The sequence below is a fragment of the Curtobacterium sp. ABR8 genome (assembly GCF_057812125.1).
In genome coordinates, this window is the sequence record NZ_CM173818.1 from 3,710,478 (window position 1) to 3,725,677 (window position 15,200).

General features: G+C 69.9%; 18 protein-coding genes. 1 reads left to right on the forward strand and 17 read right to left on the reverse strand.

Features of this window, described 5'->3' with window-relative positions; genetic code table 11:
• Position 1: 1 nt before the first annotated feature.
• The 8 genes from ACXKZB_RS17690 to infA all read right to left on the reverse strand — a co-directional run bounded on the left by ACXKZB_RS17690 (position 2) and on the right by infA (position 7,724).
• Positions 2–3,208 carry an AfsR/SARP family transcriptional regulator gene (locus ACXKZB_RS17690; protein WP_488824032.1) on the reverse strand — a complete coding sequence of 1,069 codons (3,207 nt, stop codon included), beginning with the start codon at positions 3,206–3,208 and terminating at the stop codon, positions 2–4.
• Between the two features lie 40 nt (positions 3,209–3,248).
• The gene (locus tag ACXKZB_RS17695; protein WP_488824033.1) at positions 3,249–4,367 is read right to left on the reverse strand and encodes an FUSC family protein; all 1,119 of its coding nucleotides are present in this window, start codon (positions 4,365–4,367) and stop codon (positions 3,249–3,251) included.
• Between the two features lie 160 nt (positions 4,368–4,527).
• On the reverse strand, positions 4,528–5,097 hold the full coding sequence (gene rplQ, locus ACXKZB_RS17700; RefSeq protein ID WP_123311750.1) for a 50S ribosomal protein L17: 570 nt from the start codon (positions 5,095–5,097) through the stop codon (positions 4,528–4,530).
• Positions 5,098–5,160: 63 nt separating this feature from the next.
• Positions 5,161–6,156 (reverse strand): DNA-directed RNA polymerase subunit alpha, encoded by a 996-nt coding sequence (locus ACXKZB_RS17705; protein WP_071259847.1) that lies wholly within the window; start codon positions 6,154–6,156, stop codon positions 5,161–5,163.
• A gap of 190 nt (positions 6,157–6,346) precedes the next feature.
• Entirely contained in the window at positions 6,347–6,745 is a 399-nt protein-coding gene (rpsK, locus tag ACXKZB_RS17710; RefSeq protein ID WP_017885507.1) for a 30S ribosomal protein S11, read from the reverse strand.
• A 9-nt stretch (positions 6,746–6,754) separates the two neighbouring features.
• Positions 6,755–7,129 carry a 30S ribosomal protein S13 gene (gene rpsM, locus ACXKZB_RS17715; protein ID WP_058728274.1) on the reverse strand — a complete coding sequence of 125 codons (375 nt, stop codon included), beginning with the start codon at positions 7,127–7,129 and terminating at the stop codon, positions 6,755–6,757.
• Positions 7,130–7,315: 186 nt separating this feature from the next.
• On the reverse strand, positions 7,316–7,432 hold the full coding sequence (rpmJ, locus tag ACXKZB_RS17720; RefSeq protein ID WP_071276701.1) for a 50S ribosomal protein L36: 117 nt from the start codon (positions 7,430–7,432) through the stop codon (positions 7,316–7,318).
• A gap of 70 nt (positions 7,433–7,502) precedes the next feature.
• Positions 7,503–7,724, reverse strand: a complete 222-nt coding sequence (gene infA, locus ACXKZB_RS17725) for a translation initiation factor IF-1 (protein WP_017885509.1) — start codon at positions 7,722–7,724, stop codon at positions 7,503–7,505.
• Between the two features lie 294 nt (positions 7,725–8,018).
• Between infA and ACXKZB_RS17730 the strand changes: the two genes are divergently transcribed.
• A complete protein-coding gene (locus ACXKZB_RS17730) occupies positions 8,019–9,305 on the forward strand; it encodes an LCP family protein (protein ID WP_488824034.1) in 1,287 nt (428 codons plus the stop codon).
• A gap of 128 nt (positions 9,306–9,433) precedes the next feature.
• On the opposite strand, the gene map is transcribed toward ACXKZB_RS17730, so the two are convergent.
• The 9 genes from map to rpsH all read right to left on the reverse strand — a co-directional run bounded on the left by map (position 9,434) and on the right by rpsH (position 15,146).
• Entirely contained in the window at positions 9,434–10,267 is an 834-nt protein-coding gene (map, locus tag ACXKZB_RS17735) for a type I methionyl aminopeptidase (RefSeq protein ID WP_488824035.1), read from the reverse strand.
• A gap of 6 nt (positions 10,268–10,273) precedes the next feature.
• On the reverse strand, positions 10,274–10,864 hold the full coding sequence (locus ACXKZB_RS17740; protein ID WP_488824036.1) for an adenylate kinase: 591 nt from the start codon (positions 10,862–10,864) through the stop codon (positions 10,274–10,276).
• On the reverse strand, positions 10,861–12,183 hold the full coding sequence (secY, locus tag ACXKZB_RS17745) for a preprotein translocase subunit SecY (RefSeq protein ID WP_111083457.1): 1,323 nt from the start codon (positions 12,181–12,183) through the stop codon (positions 10,861–10,863). The genes ACXKZB_RS17740 and secY overlap by 4 nt, the downstream gene beginning before the upstream one ends.
• Before the next feature lie 147 nt (positions 12,184–12,330).
• The gene (rplO, locus tag ACXKZB_RS17750) at positions 12,331–12,795 is read right to left on the reverse strand and encodes a 50S ribosomal protein L15 (RefSeq protein ID WP_027466723.1); all 465 of its coding nucleotides are present in this window, start codon (positions 12,793–12,795) and stop codon (positions 12,331–12,333) included.
• Positions 12,792–12,977, reverse strand: coding sequence for a 50S ribosomal protein L30 (gene rpmD / locus ACXKZB_RS17755; protein WP_173168934.1), 186 nt, complete (start codon positions 12,975–12,977; stop codon positions 12,792–12,794). The genes rplO and rpmD overlap by 4 nt, the downstream gene beginning before the upstream one ends.
• Entirely contained in the window at positions 12,977–13,831 is an 855-nt protein-coding gene (gene rpsE, locus ACXKZB_RS17760; protein WP_488824037.1) for a 30S ribosomal protein S5, read from the reverse strand. The genes rpmD and rpsE overlap by 1 nt, the downstream gene beginning before the upstream one ends.
• Positions 13,828–14,202: a 50S ribosomal protein L18 gene (rplR, locus tag ACXKZB_RS17765; protein WP_031259041.1), complete on the reverse strand. Its 375-nt coding sequence runs from the start codon at positions 14,200–14,202 to the stop codon at positions 13,828–13,830. Before rplR ends, rpsE begins: the two co-directional genes overlap by 4 nt.
• A gap of 2 nt (positions 14,203–14,204) precedes the next feature.
• Entirely contained in the window at positions 14,205–14,741 is a 537-nt protein-coding gene (rplF, locus tag ACXKZB_RS17770; RefSeq protein WP_111083459.1) for a 50S ribosomal protein L6, read from the reverse strand.
• Between the two features lie 6 nt (positions 14,742–14,747).
• Positions 14,748–15,146: a 30S ribosomal protein S8 gene (gene rpsH / locus ACXKZB_RS17775; protein WP_017885519.1), complete on the reverse strand. Its 399-nt coding sequence runs from the start codon at positions 15,144–15,146 to the stop codon at positions 14,748–14,750.
• Positions 15,147–15,200: the final 54 nt, after the last annotated feature.

A 15,200-nucleotide genomic window follows, 5' to 3' on the forward strand; every position in this document is an offset into this window, starting at 1 on the left:
GTCAGCGCACGCGGAACCGCAGCTCATCGAGCAGGAGCCGCGCCTGCGAGACGGCCTCGGCCCGGTTCGATCCGGCCGAGGCCGTCTCGGCGTCCGCCAGCACCGTGGCGCCGAGGGCTCCGGCCAGCACCTGCCGCATCCGTGTGTGTGCGAGCACGCCGAAGTCCTGCCGCGAACCGAGTCGGATCGCCAGCCCCCAGCACCGGGCTGCGTGCTCCCGCTGCCCGTCACGGGCGGCGGCGAGCGCCAACCCGAGCAGGGCGGTGCCGATCACGGGCAGGTCCAGCCACCACGGGTGGACGCGCAGCATCACGAGCGCACCGACGCGCAGGCGTCTCGCGACCGCCACGTCGTCGACCGGGAGGCCCGTCACGGCTCCGTCGGACCGGCGCACCGCCGCCTCGTCCCGCGCCGCGATCCGCGCCGAGCCCGCCATGAGCGTCCAGTGGGGTGTCTGCTTCCGCAGGGGCAGCACGGAGTCCCACGCGCGGGCGTACTCCGCCGCGGCGTGGTCGAGGGCTCCCTCCCAGCGCGAGCACTCCGCGCCGATGGCCATCGCGAGGACGCCGATCTGCACCCGGTCTTCGTCGAACCCGCCGCGGGCCTCGACCGGCCGGTGCTGGAGGTCGTCGGCGACCTGCCGGGCACGGACGACGTCGCCGGTGCTCGCGGCGCAGAGCCCGACGGTCCAGCCGATCTCGTACAGGTCGTCGTCGGCCCCGAACCGTTCGAGCTGTTCGCGGGCGACCTCGGCGGAGCGCAGGGCGTCGGCGTGCCGGCCGGTCTGCGCCAGGAGCTGGGTCATCGTGACGGCGATCGACCCGGTGGTCCAGGCGTCATCACTCGTGCGCGAGAGGGTCGCGGCGCGGGTCGCGTACCGCAGGGCGTCGGCGGAATCCCCGTCGTTCTCGGCGAGGGGCGCGCTGAGCATGTTCGCCAGGCAGGCGACACCGGGCTCCGGGTCGTCGCGGTAGCGGGCGAGCAGGGTGTGACCGTCGGCCGGTCGCCCCAGGGTGAGCAGCAGGGCCGCCTGGGCGTCGAGCACGGCGAACCCGGTGGTGCCGTCGCGCATCATCCGGCGCAGGGTCGACACCGCCAGGGCAGCGGTCCGTTTGTCGCTGAACGCGGACGACCCGCCGGTGACCACGAGCCCGAGCACGGTGGCGGCGCGGTCCTCGGCGACCGGTCGGGTACGGCGCAGGGCGGGGACGACCTCGGGGCCGAGTGCGACGACCTCGCCGTGCGCCCCGCGCAGCGACCAGTAGCCGCCGAGGGCCGCGAACAGGTGCGCGACCGCCGAGGTGTCGTCGACCGCCAGGCTCCAGCGGAGCAGGGTGACGAGGTTGTCGGATTCGCGGGCGACCTCACGGAACCGGTCGAGCTGTGCGGCACCCGTGATCGTGAGCAGGTTGCGGTCGGCGGCGAAGTCACGCCCCCAGCCGATCATCGCCGTGCGGACGGCCTCGGTCGCACCGCGCGCCTCGAGCCGGGTGGCCCCGAACTCACGCACGGTCTCGAGCAGCCGGTACCGCACGGGCCCGCCCTCGTGCTCGACGAGCTGCACGAGCGACTGTTCCACGAGTTCGGCGAGGTCGTCGAGCGCGTCCGCCCGGCGGTCCGGAGCAGCGACGGCCTCGACCGCGTCGACCGCGAGCCCGTCCGGGAACAGTGCCAGACGCGTCAGCAGGTCCTGTGCCCCGTCGTCGAGCAGGCGCCAGCTCCACTCGATCACGGCGAGCAGGGTCCGGTGCCGCTCCGGAGCGCTCCGGTCACCGCCACGCAGGAGCGCGAACCGGTCGTCCAGTCGGCGCTCGATCTCGTCGGCACTCATCCCGCGGATCCGAGCCGCCGCGAGTTCGATGGCCAGTGGCGAGCCGTCGAGCCGCGTGCAGATCCGGCGAACGGCGTCCACGGGCAGCACGGCGCCGGGTCGTGCGGCCCGCGCCCGCTCGGTGAACAACCGGACCGCGGCGCCGTCGGCCTCGACGGGCAGCGGCGCCAGGGGAGCCACGACCTCACCGGCGATGGCGAGCGGGGCGCGCGAGGTCGTCAGGATCCGCAGGGTGGGCACGGTCGCGAGCAGGTCCGCGGCGAAGGCGGCGACCTCGGCCACCAGGTGTTCGCAGTTGTCCAGGACGAGCACGGTGGGTCCGTCGGCGAGTGCTCGTACCACCCGGGTGCGCAGGTCTGCGGCGACGGCGTCCCGGAGCGACCGGGTGGACCGGAACTCGGCGATCCCGAGGAGTGCACCGAGTGCCGGCACGACGTCGTCGCCCGTGGCGAGCGGCGCCAGCTCGAACACGACGACGCCCTGGGTCGGCGGCAGGTCGGCTGCGACCGCCTGTGCGAGGCGGGTCTTGCCCAGCCCACCCGCTCCGAGGATGGTGACCAGCCGCCCGGTGGACAGCAGGTCCGCGACGGCGACGAGGTCCTCCTGCCTCCCGACCAAGGTGTTCGGCGCGGCACGCAGCCCGATGCGCCGGACGCCGCCCGTCGCGGGGCCGGAGCGGCGCAGCAAGTCAGCGTTGAGGCGGACCAGGTCGGCCGAGGGATCGGCGCCGAGTTCGTCGGCGAGTCGGTCGCGGTGCGCCGCGAAGACGGCGATGGCCTGGCTCGTGCGGCCGGCCGCGGCGAGGGCGCGCATCGAGCCGGCGACCGCGATCTCGTCGTAGGGGTCGGCGGCGGCTTCCGCCGCCCAGAGTTCGGCGGCCTCGTCGGCGTGGCCCTCGTCGAGCAACGTGCCGCCGAGCGCCCTGCGGAGCGTGCGACGGAGCGCTGCGGCACGGTCCGTGAGCGCCGCACCCAGGTCCCCCTCGACGTCGGCGCCCGGATCGCCGCGCCAGAGGTCGAGTGCGGCGCGGACCGCTGCCGGCCCCGCGACGCCCGCAGCACGCTCGGCGCGGACGAGGTCGACGTCCTCGGGGCCGCCGCCCAACGCGTACCCGGTGCTCGTCGACACCACGAGGCCCTCCGCCACGGTCCGGCGCAGACGGGAAACGAGCGTCTGCAGCGCCGCGCGGGCGCCCCGCGGCTGCGCGTCCGGCCAGAGTTCCTCGATCAGGGACTCGGTGGTCAGGGCGTGGCCGCGCGCGAGTACCAGTGCCGTCAGGAACGACCGTGCGAGCGCGCCCGGCACCGCCGTCTGCTCGCCGTCCGCACCCGTCACCGTGACCGGGCCGAGGACGGCGATGCGGGGTAGGACGGTCACGGTGCGAGTCTACGGAGCACGGGTCGTGCCTGATCCCGTGTCAGCCGCGCGGACGGTGGAACGCCGACGGACCGGTGCGGGTGTCGAGATTGTCCGTCGCGCGGCGCTCGGACTCCACGATGCCCCGCAGCGCCACCAGCGCCGACGCCGTCACCGCGACGTGCGAGGGGTTCTCGCGCGAGGCGTCGAGCGCGTGCTCGAGCCGCTCGATCGCTTCGTCGCCCTCGTCCTCCGGGCAGTCCCCGCGGATGACGCACGCGAGCTGGCGGATCGCAGCGGCCAGCGGCTCCGTGAAGGCCGGGTCGGGCCGGCCGAGGTTCGAGGAGACCGGACCGGACCGCGCCACGAGCTCGGTGAGGTCGGTCGTGTACCAGGCGACGCGCTCCAACGCGCGGAACCTGGCGCCGTCCTGCTGCAGCCGCGCGCGGGACCCGCGGAGCGCCCCACGCGGGTTGATCTTCCGGCTCTCGTGGGCGACGGACACCCGCGCGCGCACGTCGGCGATCGCACGGTCGAGCTTGTCCTGCTGCCGGTTCCAGGCGTCCTCGTCCCGCTTGCCGCTCTCCAGCACGCCCGCCAGGCCTTCCAGGTGTGCGGCCAGCACGGCGTTCACCTCGTCGATCCGGCGCTCCGCGTCCCAGAAGTGCAGCGGGGGGAACACCAGGAAGTTCACGAGCAGGCCGACGACCACGCCGATGCCCATCTGCACGAGGTACCCGAACGAGTAGCCCTCCGCGTTGGCCCCGCCGACGAGCAGCACGAACAACGCCGCTGTCGAGACCCAGGTGCTGCCCTCGCCGAGCACCCGGAACCCGCCGACGAGCACCCCGATGCCGACGGCCAGGGCCACGGCGAGGATCCCCGGGTCCCCCACGAGCATCGTGAAGCCCGCGACGGCGATGCCGAGCAGGATGCCGACGAGCGTCTGGATGCCGTTCCGCAGTCCGGCGTAGACCGTCGTCTGCATCGCGACGATCGCCCCGAGGGGTGCGTAGTACGGGTAGTCGGACGCGACCCCGGGCACGTGCCTGGCGATGACCCAGGCCAGTGCCGCGGCGCCGGCGGCCTTGGCAGCGTGCAGCAGTCTCGGCTGCGTGCCGGACGTGCGGCTCCACCGCCATGCGCGGCGACCGACTCCCGCGATGTGTTGGAACTCCATGTGGTGACTCTCCCTGTCGGGCGGACACGCTACGGGGCGCCCACTGGGAAGGCGACGGTCCTGCGTTCTCCGGACGTCGGGGCGGCTGACGGCCGCTCCCGGACGCGACGAAGCCCCCACGACCTGGGTCGCGGGGGCTTCGTCGTGGTGACGCGGGGTGCTACTTGGCGTCGTCGCTCTTCTCGGCGGCGTCGGCCTCGACCTCGGCAGCAGCCTCGGTCTCGGTCTCCGACTCGACCGGAGCGGACTCCTCGGTGGTCTCGGTCTCCTCGACCGGGGCCTCCTCGGTGGTCTCGTCGGCGGCCGGCTCCTCGACCGGAGCGGCGGCGGCCGGAGCCGCGGTGCGCTTCACCGGCGCGGGCGTGCCCGAAACCGGCTCGAGGACGAGCTCGATCGACGCCAGCGGGGCGTTGTCGCCCTTGCGGAAGCCGAGCTTCGTGATGCGGGTGTAGCCGCCCTGACGGTCCTCGACCTGCGGGGCGATCTCCGTGAACAGCGTGTGCACGACGGACTTGTCGCGCAGGGTCGCGATGACCCGACGACGAGCGTGCAGGTCGCCGCGCTTCGCGAACGTGATGAGCCGCTCGGCGACCGGACGGAGGCGCTTGGCCTTCGTCTCGGTGGTCGTGATGCGACCGTGCGTGAAGAGGGCGTTGGCGAGGTTGCTCAGGAGCAGGCGCTCGTGAGCGGGACCGCCACCGAGGCGGGGGCCCTTGGTGGGCTTCGGCATGTCAGTTCTCCAGTGGTGAAAGTGGTGCGCGCGGTGTCAGCGCGCTTGCGCGTGAGCGCGAGATCAGTTGTTGGACTCGTCCTCGTCGTACCCGCTGTAGAAGTGGGCGCCGTCGAATCCGGGGACGGTGTCCTTGAGGGACAGGCCGAGCTCGGTGAGCTTGTCCTTGACCTCGTCCACCGACTTCTGACCGAAGTTGCGGATGTTCATGAGCTGCGTCTCCGACAGGGCGACGAGCTCGGACACCGTGTTGATGCCCTCGCGCTTCAGGCAGTTGTAGCTGCGGACCGACAGGTCGAGGTCCTCGATCGGGGTCTGCAGCTCGTTCGAGAGGACGGCGTCGACCGGCGCGGGGCCGATCTCGATGCCCTCTGCGGCCGTGTTGAGCTCGCGGGCGAGCCCGAACAGCTCGACCAGCGTGCGACCGGCCGACGCGATGGCGTCACGCGGCGTGATCGCCGGCTTCGACTCGACGTCGACGACCAGGCGGTCGAAGTCCGTGCGCTCACCGGCACGCGTCGCCTCGACGCGGTAGGTGACCTTGAGGACCGGCGAGTAGATCGAGTCGATCGGGATCTGACCGGCCTCGGAGAACTCGGAACGGTTCTGCGTGGCCGAGACGTAGCCACGGCCACGCTCGATCGTGAGCTCGAGCTCGAACCGCGCGGTGTCGTTCAGGGTCGCGATGACGAGTTCCGGGTTGTGGATCTCGACGCCGGCCGGAGCGGAGATGTCCGCTGCGGTGACCTGACCGGCACCCTGCTTGCGCAGGTACGCGGTGATCGGCTCGTCGTGCTCGCTGGAGACGACGAGGCTCTTGATGTTGAGGATGATCTCGGTGACGTCTTCCTTCACACCGGGGACGGTGCTGAACTCGTGGAGGACACCGTCGATGCGGATGCTGGTGACAGCCGCGCCGGGGATCGAGGAGAGGAGCGTGCGGCGCAGCGAGTTGCCGAGGGTGTAACCGAAGCCCGGCTCGAGCGGCTCGATGACGAAGCGCGAGCGGTGCTCGGAGATCGACTCCTCGGTCAGGGTGGGGCGCTGTGCAATGAGCACTGTGGGATTCCTTTCGGCGAAGTGTCCGCTATATGACACTTGGCGGTACGACGGGGCCGCGTGGGCCCCGACGGGTCTGTTGAGTTGTGATCACGCGCACCGATGTGCGCGATCGAACGACCAGGAATGGCCGCGGGCCCTGCCCGACCCCGTCAGGGGACGAGCAGGGCGCGGCCGGTTGCTCCTCGCGTCAGACGCGACGACGCTTCGGCGGGCGGCAACCGTTGTGCGCCTGCGGAGTGACGTCGTTGATCGAGCCGACCTCGAGGCCAGCGGCCTGGAGCGAACGGATCGCGGTCTCGCGGCCCGAACCCGGACCCTTCACGAAGACGTCGACCTTCTTGACGCCGTGCTCCTGCGCCTGACGCGCAGCGGACTCGGCGGCGAGCTGCGCCGCGAACGGCGTCGACTTGCGCGAACCCTTGAAGCCCACGGCACCCGAGGACGCCCAGCTGAGGACGGCACCCGACGGGTCGGTGATGCTGACGATCGTGTTGTTGAACGTGCTCTTGATGTGGGCCTGGCCCACAGCGACGTTCTTCTTCTCCTTGCGGCGCGGCTTGCGCGCGGCAGTCTTGGGGGTAGCCATCGGGGTCTCCTATCGAGCCTTCTTCTTGCCTGCCACGGTGCGCTTCGGTCCCTTGCGGGTACGCGCGTTGGTCTTGGTGCGCTGACCGCGCACCGGGAGACCACGACGGTGGCGAAGACCCTCGTAGCTACCGATCTCGACCTTGCGGCGGATGTCGGCGGCCACCTCACGGCGGAGGTCACCCTCCACCTTGAAGTTGCCCTCGATGAAGTCACGGAGGGCGACGAGCTGGTCGTCGGTCAGGTCCTTGACGCGGATGTCACCGGAGATACCGGTCTCGGCGAGTGCCTGGACCGCGCGGGTACGGCCGACGCCGTAGATGTACGTGAGTGCGATCTCCACGCGCTTCTCGCGCGGGATGTCGACGCCTGCTAGACGTGCCATGTGATGGCTGCTCCTGTTGTCGATGGAGGTGTGGAGCAGTACCGGTGCCCGGGCCTCCGACCCGAGGTGTCCCCCGGTCGTCGTGCGACCGGGTTCTGGTACTGCGTTGTCGATCTTCAGTTGTGGGTCGTGCTCGAGCAGCCCGCTGTCCGAGGGACAGCGTCGGTGCCGGTCACGCGCCCGGGACTAGCCCTGGCGCTGCTTGTGACGCGGGTTGCTCTTGCAGATCACCATGACGCGGCCCTTGCGGCGGATCACTCGGCAGTGCTCGCACATGGGCTTGACGCTGGGGTTGACCTTCATTGTTCTTTCCTCGTGCTCGCTGGCTTCGTGCGCGGCAGGATTGCCGAGCCGTTCCTTTCCAGCTCGCGGATCACTTGTAGCGGTAGACGATCCGGCCGCGGGTCAGGTCGTACGGGCTCAGCTCCACGATCACGCGGTCCTCGGGGAGGATGCGGATGTAGTGCTGGCGCATCTTCCCGGAGATGTGCGCGAGGACCTTGTGTCCGTTCGTCAGCTCAACGCGGAACATCGCGTTGGGCAGAGCTTCGAGCACCGAGCCTTCGATCTCGATGACGCCGTCTTTCTTGGCCATAGCCTCACTGTCGCTTGGTTGTGGAACAGGTGTGATCCCCGAACCGGTCTGCGGGTCGGTCGCCACACCCGAGAGGGCATGACACACCAAAGATCGATCCTATGTGGTAAACCCCCAATTGCCAAGTGCAAGCACGGCACGCCCCCTCACCTGGGGCTTCCGGTCACGTGCCTGAGTGTTCCACAGTGGTTTGACGGCGCGCTCCGGGCCCGCGCTTGCGCCAGGACCGTAGCGTTGCTCCGCAGCCACGTCCGCCGCCGACGCACCCTGCGCGGACCACCGAACGGAGACCACGTGCCCGACGTCACCCGACGCCCCTTCGCCGCACACGGCAAGCTGGCCCGCCGCCGCGGCTGGACCACGCTCGTGACCGTCGTGGCCTCGGCGTTGGCCGTCGTGCTGGTGAGCGGGACGAGCGTCGCCGCCATCGCCGGCGCCCAGCTGGCGACCGCACCGCAGACCGTGCAGCTCAGCACCGACGACCAGAGCACCGCGAAGACCGCCGACATCACGGCGATCAAGGGCGGGGCGAACATCCTGCTCATCGGCAGCGACACCCGCGTGGGGCAGTTCGACTCCGACGAGGACGTCGAGGGTGCCCGCAACGACGTCACGATGCTCATCCACATCTCGCAGGACCACCAGCAGCTCACCGCGGTCAGCTTCCCCCGCGACCTGATGGTGCCGATCCCCGCGTGCACCAACCCCGCGACCGGCACCACGTACCCTGCGTCGACCTCCGCCATGTTCAACACGGCACTCGGCAACGGCGGCGTCTCGTGCGTCGTCGACACGGTCGAGAACCTCACCGGCCTGAGCATCCCCTACGCCGGGCTCATCACCTTCGACGGCGTGATCGAGATGTCGAACGCCCTGGGCGGCGTCGACGTCTGCGTCGCGGAGCCCATCGACGACACCTTCACCGGCCTGCACCTGACCGCCGGCTCGCACAACCTCGAAGGCTCGGACGCGCTCGCGTTCCTGCGCACCCGCCACGGCGTCGGCGACGGCAGCGACCTGGCCCGGATCAGCTCGCAGCAGGTGTTCCTGTCCGCCCTGCTGCGCAAGGTCACGTCCGACGGGACGCTGTCGAACCCCATCACGCTGTACAAGCTCGCCGGCGCGGCCCTGTCGAACATGACGCTGTCGGACGGTCTGGCGCAGACCCGCACCCTCGTCGGGCTCGCCTCGGCGCTGCGTGGGATGAGCACCGCCAACATGCTCTTCGTGCAGTACCCCGTCGCCGACGACCCCGACGACAGCGCACGCGTGATCGTCGACCAGGAGACCGCCCACACCCTCAACGTGGCGTTGCAGAACGACGTGAAGTCGTCGCTGAGCGACTCGAGCACCGGGCGCGCGTCCGAGGAGTCCCCGACCGCCGGGGCCACGGCGACGAGCGCACCGACGACCGGCACGACGCCGTCCGACACGAACTCGTCGTCCGCGTCGGGCGGCGCAGCGTCCGGCACGTCGTCCACGCCGAGCTCGTCCGCCACCACGACCGCGACGTCGACCCCGCTGCCGTCGTCGATCACCGGGCAGAGCGCCTCCGAACAGACCTGCTCCGTCGGCAACTGACCGCCGGACGAGGCCGACGGCGCGGCACGCCCGGGTACTGGACGCATGCGCCTGCGCGCGGCGGCAGACGGGACGGGAGCGAGCCGCGCCTCCAGGCCGTCACGACCGGGGCGGACGGGAGGCCCGACCTACGGGATCGGGACGGGCGTCACACCCAGCGGGGCCAGGCCCGCGGCGCCGCCGTCGGCGGCGGTGAGGACCCAGACGCCGTCGGCGTGCACCGCGACACTGTGCTCCCAGTGCGCGGCGTCCTTGCCGTCCGCGGTGCGGACCGTCCAGTCGTCGTCGTCCGTCGTGCTGTCGATCGACCCCGCCGTGACCATCGGCTCGATGGCGACCACCAGGCCGGGCTTCACGGCCGGACCGGCGCCGCGGACGCGGTAGTTGAAGACCGGAGGGTCTTCGTGCATGGACCGACCGATGCCGTGCCCGGTGTAGTCCTCGACGATGCCCCATGAACCGGTCTCGTCGATCGCGTCCTCCACCGCAGAGCCCACCTCGTGCAGGTTCTTCGCGTGCGCGAGCGCTGCGATCCCGTGCCAGAGCGACCGCTCCGTGGTGTCGCAGAGGGTCTGCCGGGCGGCGGTGACGCTGGCGTCCCCGCCGGGGACGACCGTGGTGAACGCGCTGTCGCCGTTCCAGCCGTCGACCTCGGCGCCGGCGTCCACCGAGACGATGTCGCCGGGGGCGAGCACGCGGTCGCCGGGGATGCCGTGCACGATCTCGTCGTTGACGGAGACGCACAACGTGTGCCGGTAGCCGGGCACGAGCTGGAAGTTCGGGATCCCGCCGCCGGCGCGGATCGTCCGCTCGGCGATCTCGTCGAGCGCACCCGTCGTGATGCCGGGCCGGATCGCGGCACGCACGGCGTCGAGCGCCTCAGCGGTCAGCCGACCAGGGCGCACCATGGCGCGGAGCTCGTCGGGCGTCTTGTAGATCGAGGGCTTGCGGAAGCGGACCACGCTGGGTCAGACGCCCGCGGTGAGCCCGCGAGCCGTCAACGCGGCCTGGATGCGGTCGCCGACCTCGTCGATCGGGCCGAGGCCGTCGACGTCGAGCACGAGGCCGCGGTCACCGTAGGCACCGACGATCGGGGCGGTCTGCTCCGCGTAGACCTGCTGGCGACGACGGATCGTCTCCTCGTTGTCGTCGCTACGGCCCTGCTGCTCGGCGCGCTTGAGCAGCCGGCCGACGAGCTCGTCCTGGTCGGCGACGAGCTGCACCACCGCGTCGATCCCGGTGCCCTGCTCGGCGAGCAGCGCGTCGAGGTACTCGACCTGCCCGACCGTACGGGGGTACCCGTCGAGCAGGAACCCTTCGGCCGCGTCCGCCTCGTTCAGGCGGGACTTCACGAGCTCGTTCGTCAGGGAGTCCGGCACGTAGTCGCCGGCGTCCATGATCGCCTTGGCCTGCACACCGAGGGGCGTACCCTCTGCCACGTTCTTGCGGAAGATGTCACCGGTCGAGATCGCCGGGATCCCGAAGGACTCGGCGATCCGTCCGGCCTGGGTGCCCTTCCCCGCTCCGGGGGGTCCGACGATGATGAGACGTGCGCTCAACGGAGAAGCCCTTCGTAGTGACGCTGCTGCAGCTGGGAGTCGATCTGCTTCACGGTCTCGAGACCGACACCCACGATGATCAGGATGCTCGCGCCACCGAACGGGAAGTTCTGGTTCGCGCCGAACAGCGCCAGTGCTGCCAGCGGGATGAGCGCGATGAAACCGAGGTAGAGCGAGCCGGGCAGCGTCACCCGGGTGAGGACGTAGTCGAGGTACTCGGCGGTCGGACGACCGGCACGGATGCCGGGGATGAACCCGCCGTACTTCTTCATGTTGTCGGCGACCTCTTCGGGGTTGAAGGTGATCGCCACGTAGAAGTACGTGAACCCGACGATGAGCAGGAAGTACAGCACCATGTAGAACAGGTTGTCGCCGGAGACGAGGTTGTTCTCGATCCAGGTGACCCACGCCGCGGGCTCGGAGCCGTCGGACGGCTTGTTGAACTGCGCGACCAGGGCCGGCAGGTACAGCAGTGACGACGCGAAGATGACGGGCACGACGCCGGCCATGTTGACCTTGATCGGGATGTACGTGTTGTTGCCGCCGTAGGTGCGGCGACCGACCATGCGCTTGGCGTACTGGACCGGGATCCGCCGCTGCGACTGCTCGACGAACACGACGGCCATCATGATGACCAGTCCGACCAGGATGACGAACAGGAAGAGCTCGAACGACTGCGACTGCTCGATGGCCCAGAGCGCCGACGGGAACTGCGCCGCGATCGACGTGAAGATGAGGAGCGACATGCCGTTGCCGATGCCGCGCTCGGTGACGAGCTCGCCCATCCACATGATGAGGCCGGTACCGGCGGTCAGCGTGACGACCATGAGCATGATCGCGTACCAGCTGTCGTTCGAGATGATCGACGAGCAGGAGGACGACGCGTTCGTGCCGAAGAGGGCACCCGAGCGGGCGACCGTGATCAGGGTGGTGGACTGCAGCACGCCCAGCGCGATCGTGAGGTAGCGCGTGTACTGCGTCAGCTTCGCCTGACCGGACTGGCCCTCCTTGTAGAGGGAGTCGAAGTGCGGGATGACCACGCGCAGGAGCTGCACGATGATCGACGACGTGATGTACGGCATGATGCCGAGCGCGAAGACCGAGAGCTTCAGCAGCGCGCCGCCGGAGAACAGGTTGATCAGGTCGTAGAGACCACCCGACGACGAGGCGCTGGCGAGACAGCTCTGAACGGCCGCGTAGTCGACGAACGGTGCCGGGATGTACGACCCGAGGCGGAACAGCGCGATGATCGCGAGGGTGAAGCCGATCTTCTTGCGAAGATCAGGGGTGCGCATGATGCGCGCGACCGCTCTGAACACGAGGACTCCGAACTTCTGGGACCGGGGCCGACGATCGCGACCGTTCCGGTGTCGGTCGGCAGGGCCGACCTGGCCGGCGGATGCCGGCCACTGTCAAGGAAACCGTAACGGCGGCCCGTGCGCAAACGCACGGGCCGCCGACGGGGGTTACTGGGAGACGGTGCCGCCAGCAGCCACGATCTTCTCGGCGGCGGACGCCGAGACCTTGTCGACCGTGACCGTGATCTTCACGGTGATGTCACCCTGACCGAGAACCTTGACCTTCTCGTTCTTGCGGACGGCGCCCTTGGCGACCAGGCCCGCAACGGTGACGTCGCCACCATCGGGGTAGAGCTCCGAGATCTTGTCCAGGTTCACGACCTGGTACTCGACCCGGAACGGGTTCTTGAACCCGCGGAGCTTCGGGGTGCGCATGTGCAGCGGCATCTGCCCACCCTCGAAGCCGACCCGGACCTGGTAACGGGCCTTCGTGCCCTTGGTACCACGCCCAGCGGTCTTGCCCTTCGAGCCCTCACCGCGACCCACACGGGTGCGGTCCTTCTTGGCGCCCTCGGCGGGGCGGAGGTGGTGCAGCTTCAGCACCTGCACGCGCTCGTTCTTCTCGTCGCTCATGCGTCGACCTCCTCGACCTTCACGAGGTGCGCCACCGTCGCGATGTACCCGCGGTTCTGGGCGTTGTCCTCACGCTCGACCGTACGGCCGATGCGCTTGAGACCCAGGCTGCGGAGCGTGTCGCGCTGGTACTGCTTCTCGCTGATAACGGACTTGATCTGCGTGATCTTCAGCGTTGCCATCACGCACCTGCCTTCTCGGTCGCGGCACGCAGTGCTGCGGCCTCGGCCTGGAGCAGACGAGCCGGGACGACCCGCTCGACGTCGAGGCCACGACGGCTCGCGACGGCGCGGGGCTCCTCGAGCTGCTTCAGAGCCTCGACGGTCGCGTGCACGATGTTGATGGTGTTCGACGAACCGAGCGACTTGCTCAGGACGTCGTGGATGCCGGCGCACTCGAGGACGGCGCGGACGGGACCACCGGCGATGACACCGGTACCCGGACCAGCCGGGCGCAGGAGGACGACGCCAGCAGCGGCCTCACCCTGCACGGGGTGCGGGATGGTGTTGCCGACGCGGGGGACGCGGAAGAAGTTCTTCTTCGCCTCTTCGACGCCCTTGGAGATCGCCGTGGGGACCTCCTTGGCCTTGCCGTAGCCGACGCCCACGAGGCCGTTGCCGTCACCCACGACGACGAGCGCCGTGAAGCTGAAGCGACGACCACCCTTGACGACCTTCGACACGCGGTTGATGGTCACCACGCGCTCGAGGAACTGGCTGTCGCCACCGCGGTTGTTGCGGTCGCGGCCCTGCTGACGGTCACGACCGCCACCACGACGGCCACGGTTGTCGGCCGAGTCGCGGTTGTTGGACGCGGAACCGGCAGCGGTCTCGACGGGACGCTCGGCGACGGCAGGTGCCTCCGCCTCCTTGCCCTTCGCGGCGGTGTCGGTGCCCTCGGCGGGTGCCTCGGTGCCCTCAGCGGTCGCCTCGGTGGCCTCGGTGGGCTCCGTGCTCGCCTCGGTGGTCTCGACGGCGTCCGTGGCCTCGACGGCCTCGGTCTTGGCGTCTTCGTTGGTGTTCGCGTTGTCGCTCACAGGTTCAGCCCTCCTTCACGGGCACCATCGGCGATCGCGGCGACGCGACCGGCGTACTTGCTGCCACCGCGGTCGAAGACCACGGCCTCGACGCCAGCCGACTTCGCGCGCTCGGCGAGGAGCTCACCGACGCGACGGGCCTTGGCGGTCTTGTCGCCGTCGAACGAGCGGAGGTCTGCCTCCATCGTCGAGGCGCTTGCGAGGGTGTGACCCTTCGCGTCGTCGATGACCTGCACGAACACGTGACGCGACGAGCGGGTGACGGCGAGACGGGGACGAGCCTCGGTGCCGGTGATCTTCTTGCGGAGACGGTTGTGACGACGCGCCTTGGCGGCCGCCTTGCTCTTGCCTCGTGTCTTGAGGAGTCCCATGATCACTTACCTGACTTTCCGGCCTTGCGGCGCACGTTCTCGCCGGCGTAACGGACACCCTTGCCCTTGTACGGCTCGGGCTTCCGGAGCTTCCGGATGTTCGCCGCCACTTCGCCGACTGCCTGCTTGTCGATGCCGGCGACCGTGACCTTGTTGTTGCCCTCGACCGCGAAGCTGATGCCCGCGGGCGGCTCGACCGTGATCGAGTGGGAGTACCCGAGCGCGAACTCGAGGTTCGAGCCCTTCGCCTGCACGCGGTAACCGGTGCCGACGACCTCGAGGCCCTTGGTGTAGCCCTGGGTCACGCCGATGATGTTGTTGGCGATGAGGGTACGGGTCAGGCCGTGGAGCGAACGCGACTCGCGCTCGTCGTCCGGACGGGTGACGAGAACCTGGTTCTCCTCGACCTTGGCCTGGATGGGCTCCGCGATGACGAGCGCGAGCTCGCCCTTCGGGCCCTTGACCGCCACGCTCTGACCGTCAACGGAGACGGTCACGCCGGCGGGGATGTCGATGGGAAGACGTCCGATTCGTGACATTGTCGATCACCACACGTAGGCGAGGACTTCCCCACCCACGCCCTTCTGCTCGGCTTCGCGGTCGGTCAGCAGCCCGGACGAGGTCGAGAGGATCGCCACGCCGAGGCCACCGAGGACCTGGGGGATCTCCGTCGACTTCGCGTAGACCCGGAGGCCCGGCTTCGACACGCGCTTGATGCCGGCGATCGAACGCTCGCGCTCGGGGCCGTACTTCAGGTCGATGGTGAGGGTCTGCCCGACGCGGGCGTCCTCCACCTTCCACTCGCTGATGTAGCCCTCACGCTTGAGGATGTCGGCGATGTTCTTCTTGAGCTTGGAGCTCGGGAGCGCGACGGCGTCGTGGTGCGCGGAGTTCGCGTTCCGCAATCTGGTCAGCATGTCTGCGACCGGATCGGTCATCGTCATGATGTTCGTCCATTTCTCGCCTGGTTTCGACACCCGTTCCACGAATGCCGACCT

Coding starts and splice junctions, on each gene's coding strand:
- rplO (WP_027466723.1), bottom strand. CDS start 12,795: ATGAGCGACGAGAAGAACGAGCGCGTGCAGGTGCTGAAGCTGCACCAC.
- rplR (WP_031259041.1), bottom strand. CDS start 14,202: ATGGGACTCCTCAAGACACGAGGCAAGAGCAAGGCGGCCGCCAAGGCG.
- infA (WP_017885509.1), bottom strand. CDS start 7,724: ATGGCCAAGAAAGACGGCGTCATCGAGATCGAAGGCTCGGTGCTCGAA.
- rpsK (WP_017885507.1), bottom strand. CDS start 6,745: ATGGCTACCCCCAAGACTGCCGCGCGCAAGCCGCGCCGCAAGGAGAAG.
- rpmD (WP_173168934.1), bottom strand. CDS start 12,977: ATGGCAACGCTGAAGATCACGCAGATCAAGTCCGTTATCAGCGAGAAG.
- rpmJ (WP_071276701.1), bottom strand. CDS start 7,432: ATGAAGGTCAACCCCAGCGTCAAGCCCATGTGCGAGCACTGCCGAGTG.
- rpsM (WP_058728274.1), bottom strand. CDS start 7,129: ATGGCACGTCTAGCAGGCGTCGACATCCCGCGCGAGAAGCGCGTGGAG.
- rplF (WP_111083459.1), bottom strand. CDS start 14,741: ATGTCACGAATCGGACGTCTTCCCATCGACATCCCCGCCGGCGTGACC.
- ACXKZB_RS17695 (WP_488824033.1), bottom strand. CDS start 4,367: ATGGAGTTCCAACACATCGCGGGAGTCGGTCGCCGCGCATGGCGGTGG.
- rplQ (WP_123311750.1), bottom strand. CDS start 5,097: ATGCCGAAGCCCACCAAGGGCCCCCGCCTCGGTGGCGGTCCCGCTCAC.
- rpsH (WP_017885519.1), bottom strand. CDS start 15,146: ATGACGATGACCGATCCGGTCGCAGACATGCTGACCAGATTGCGGAAC.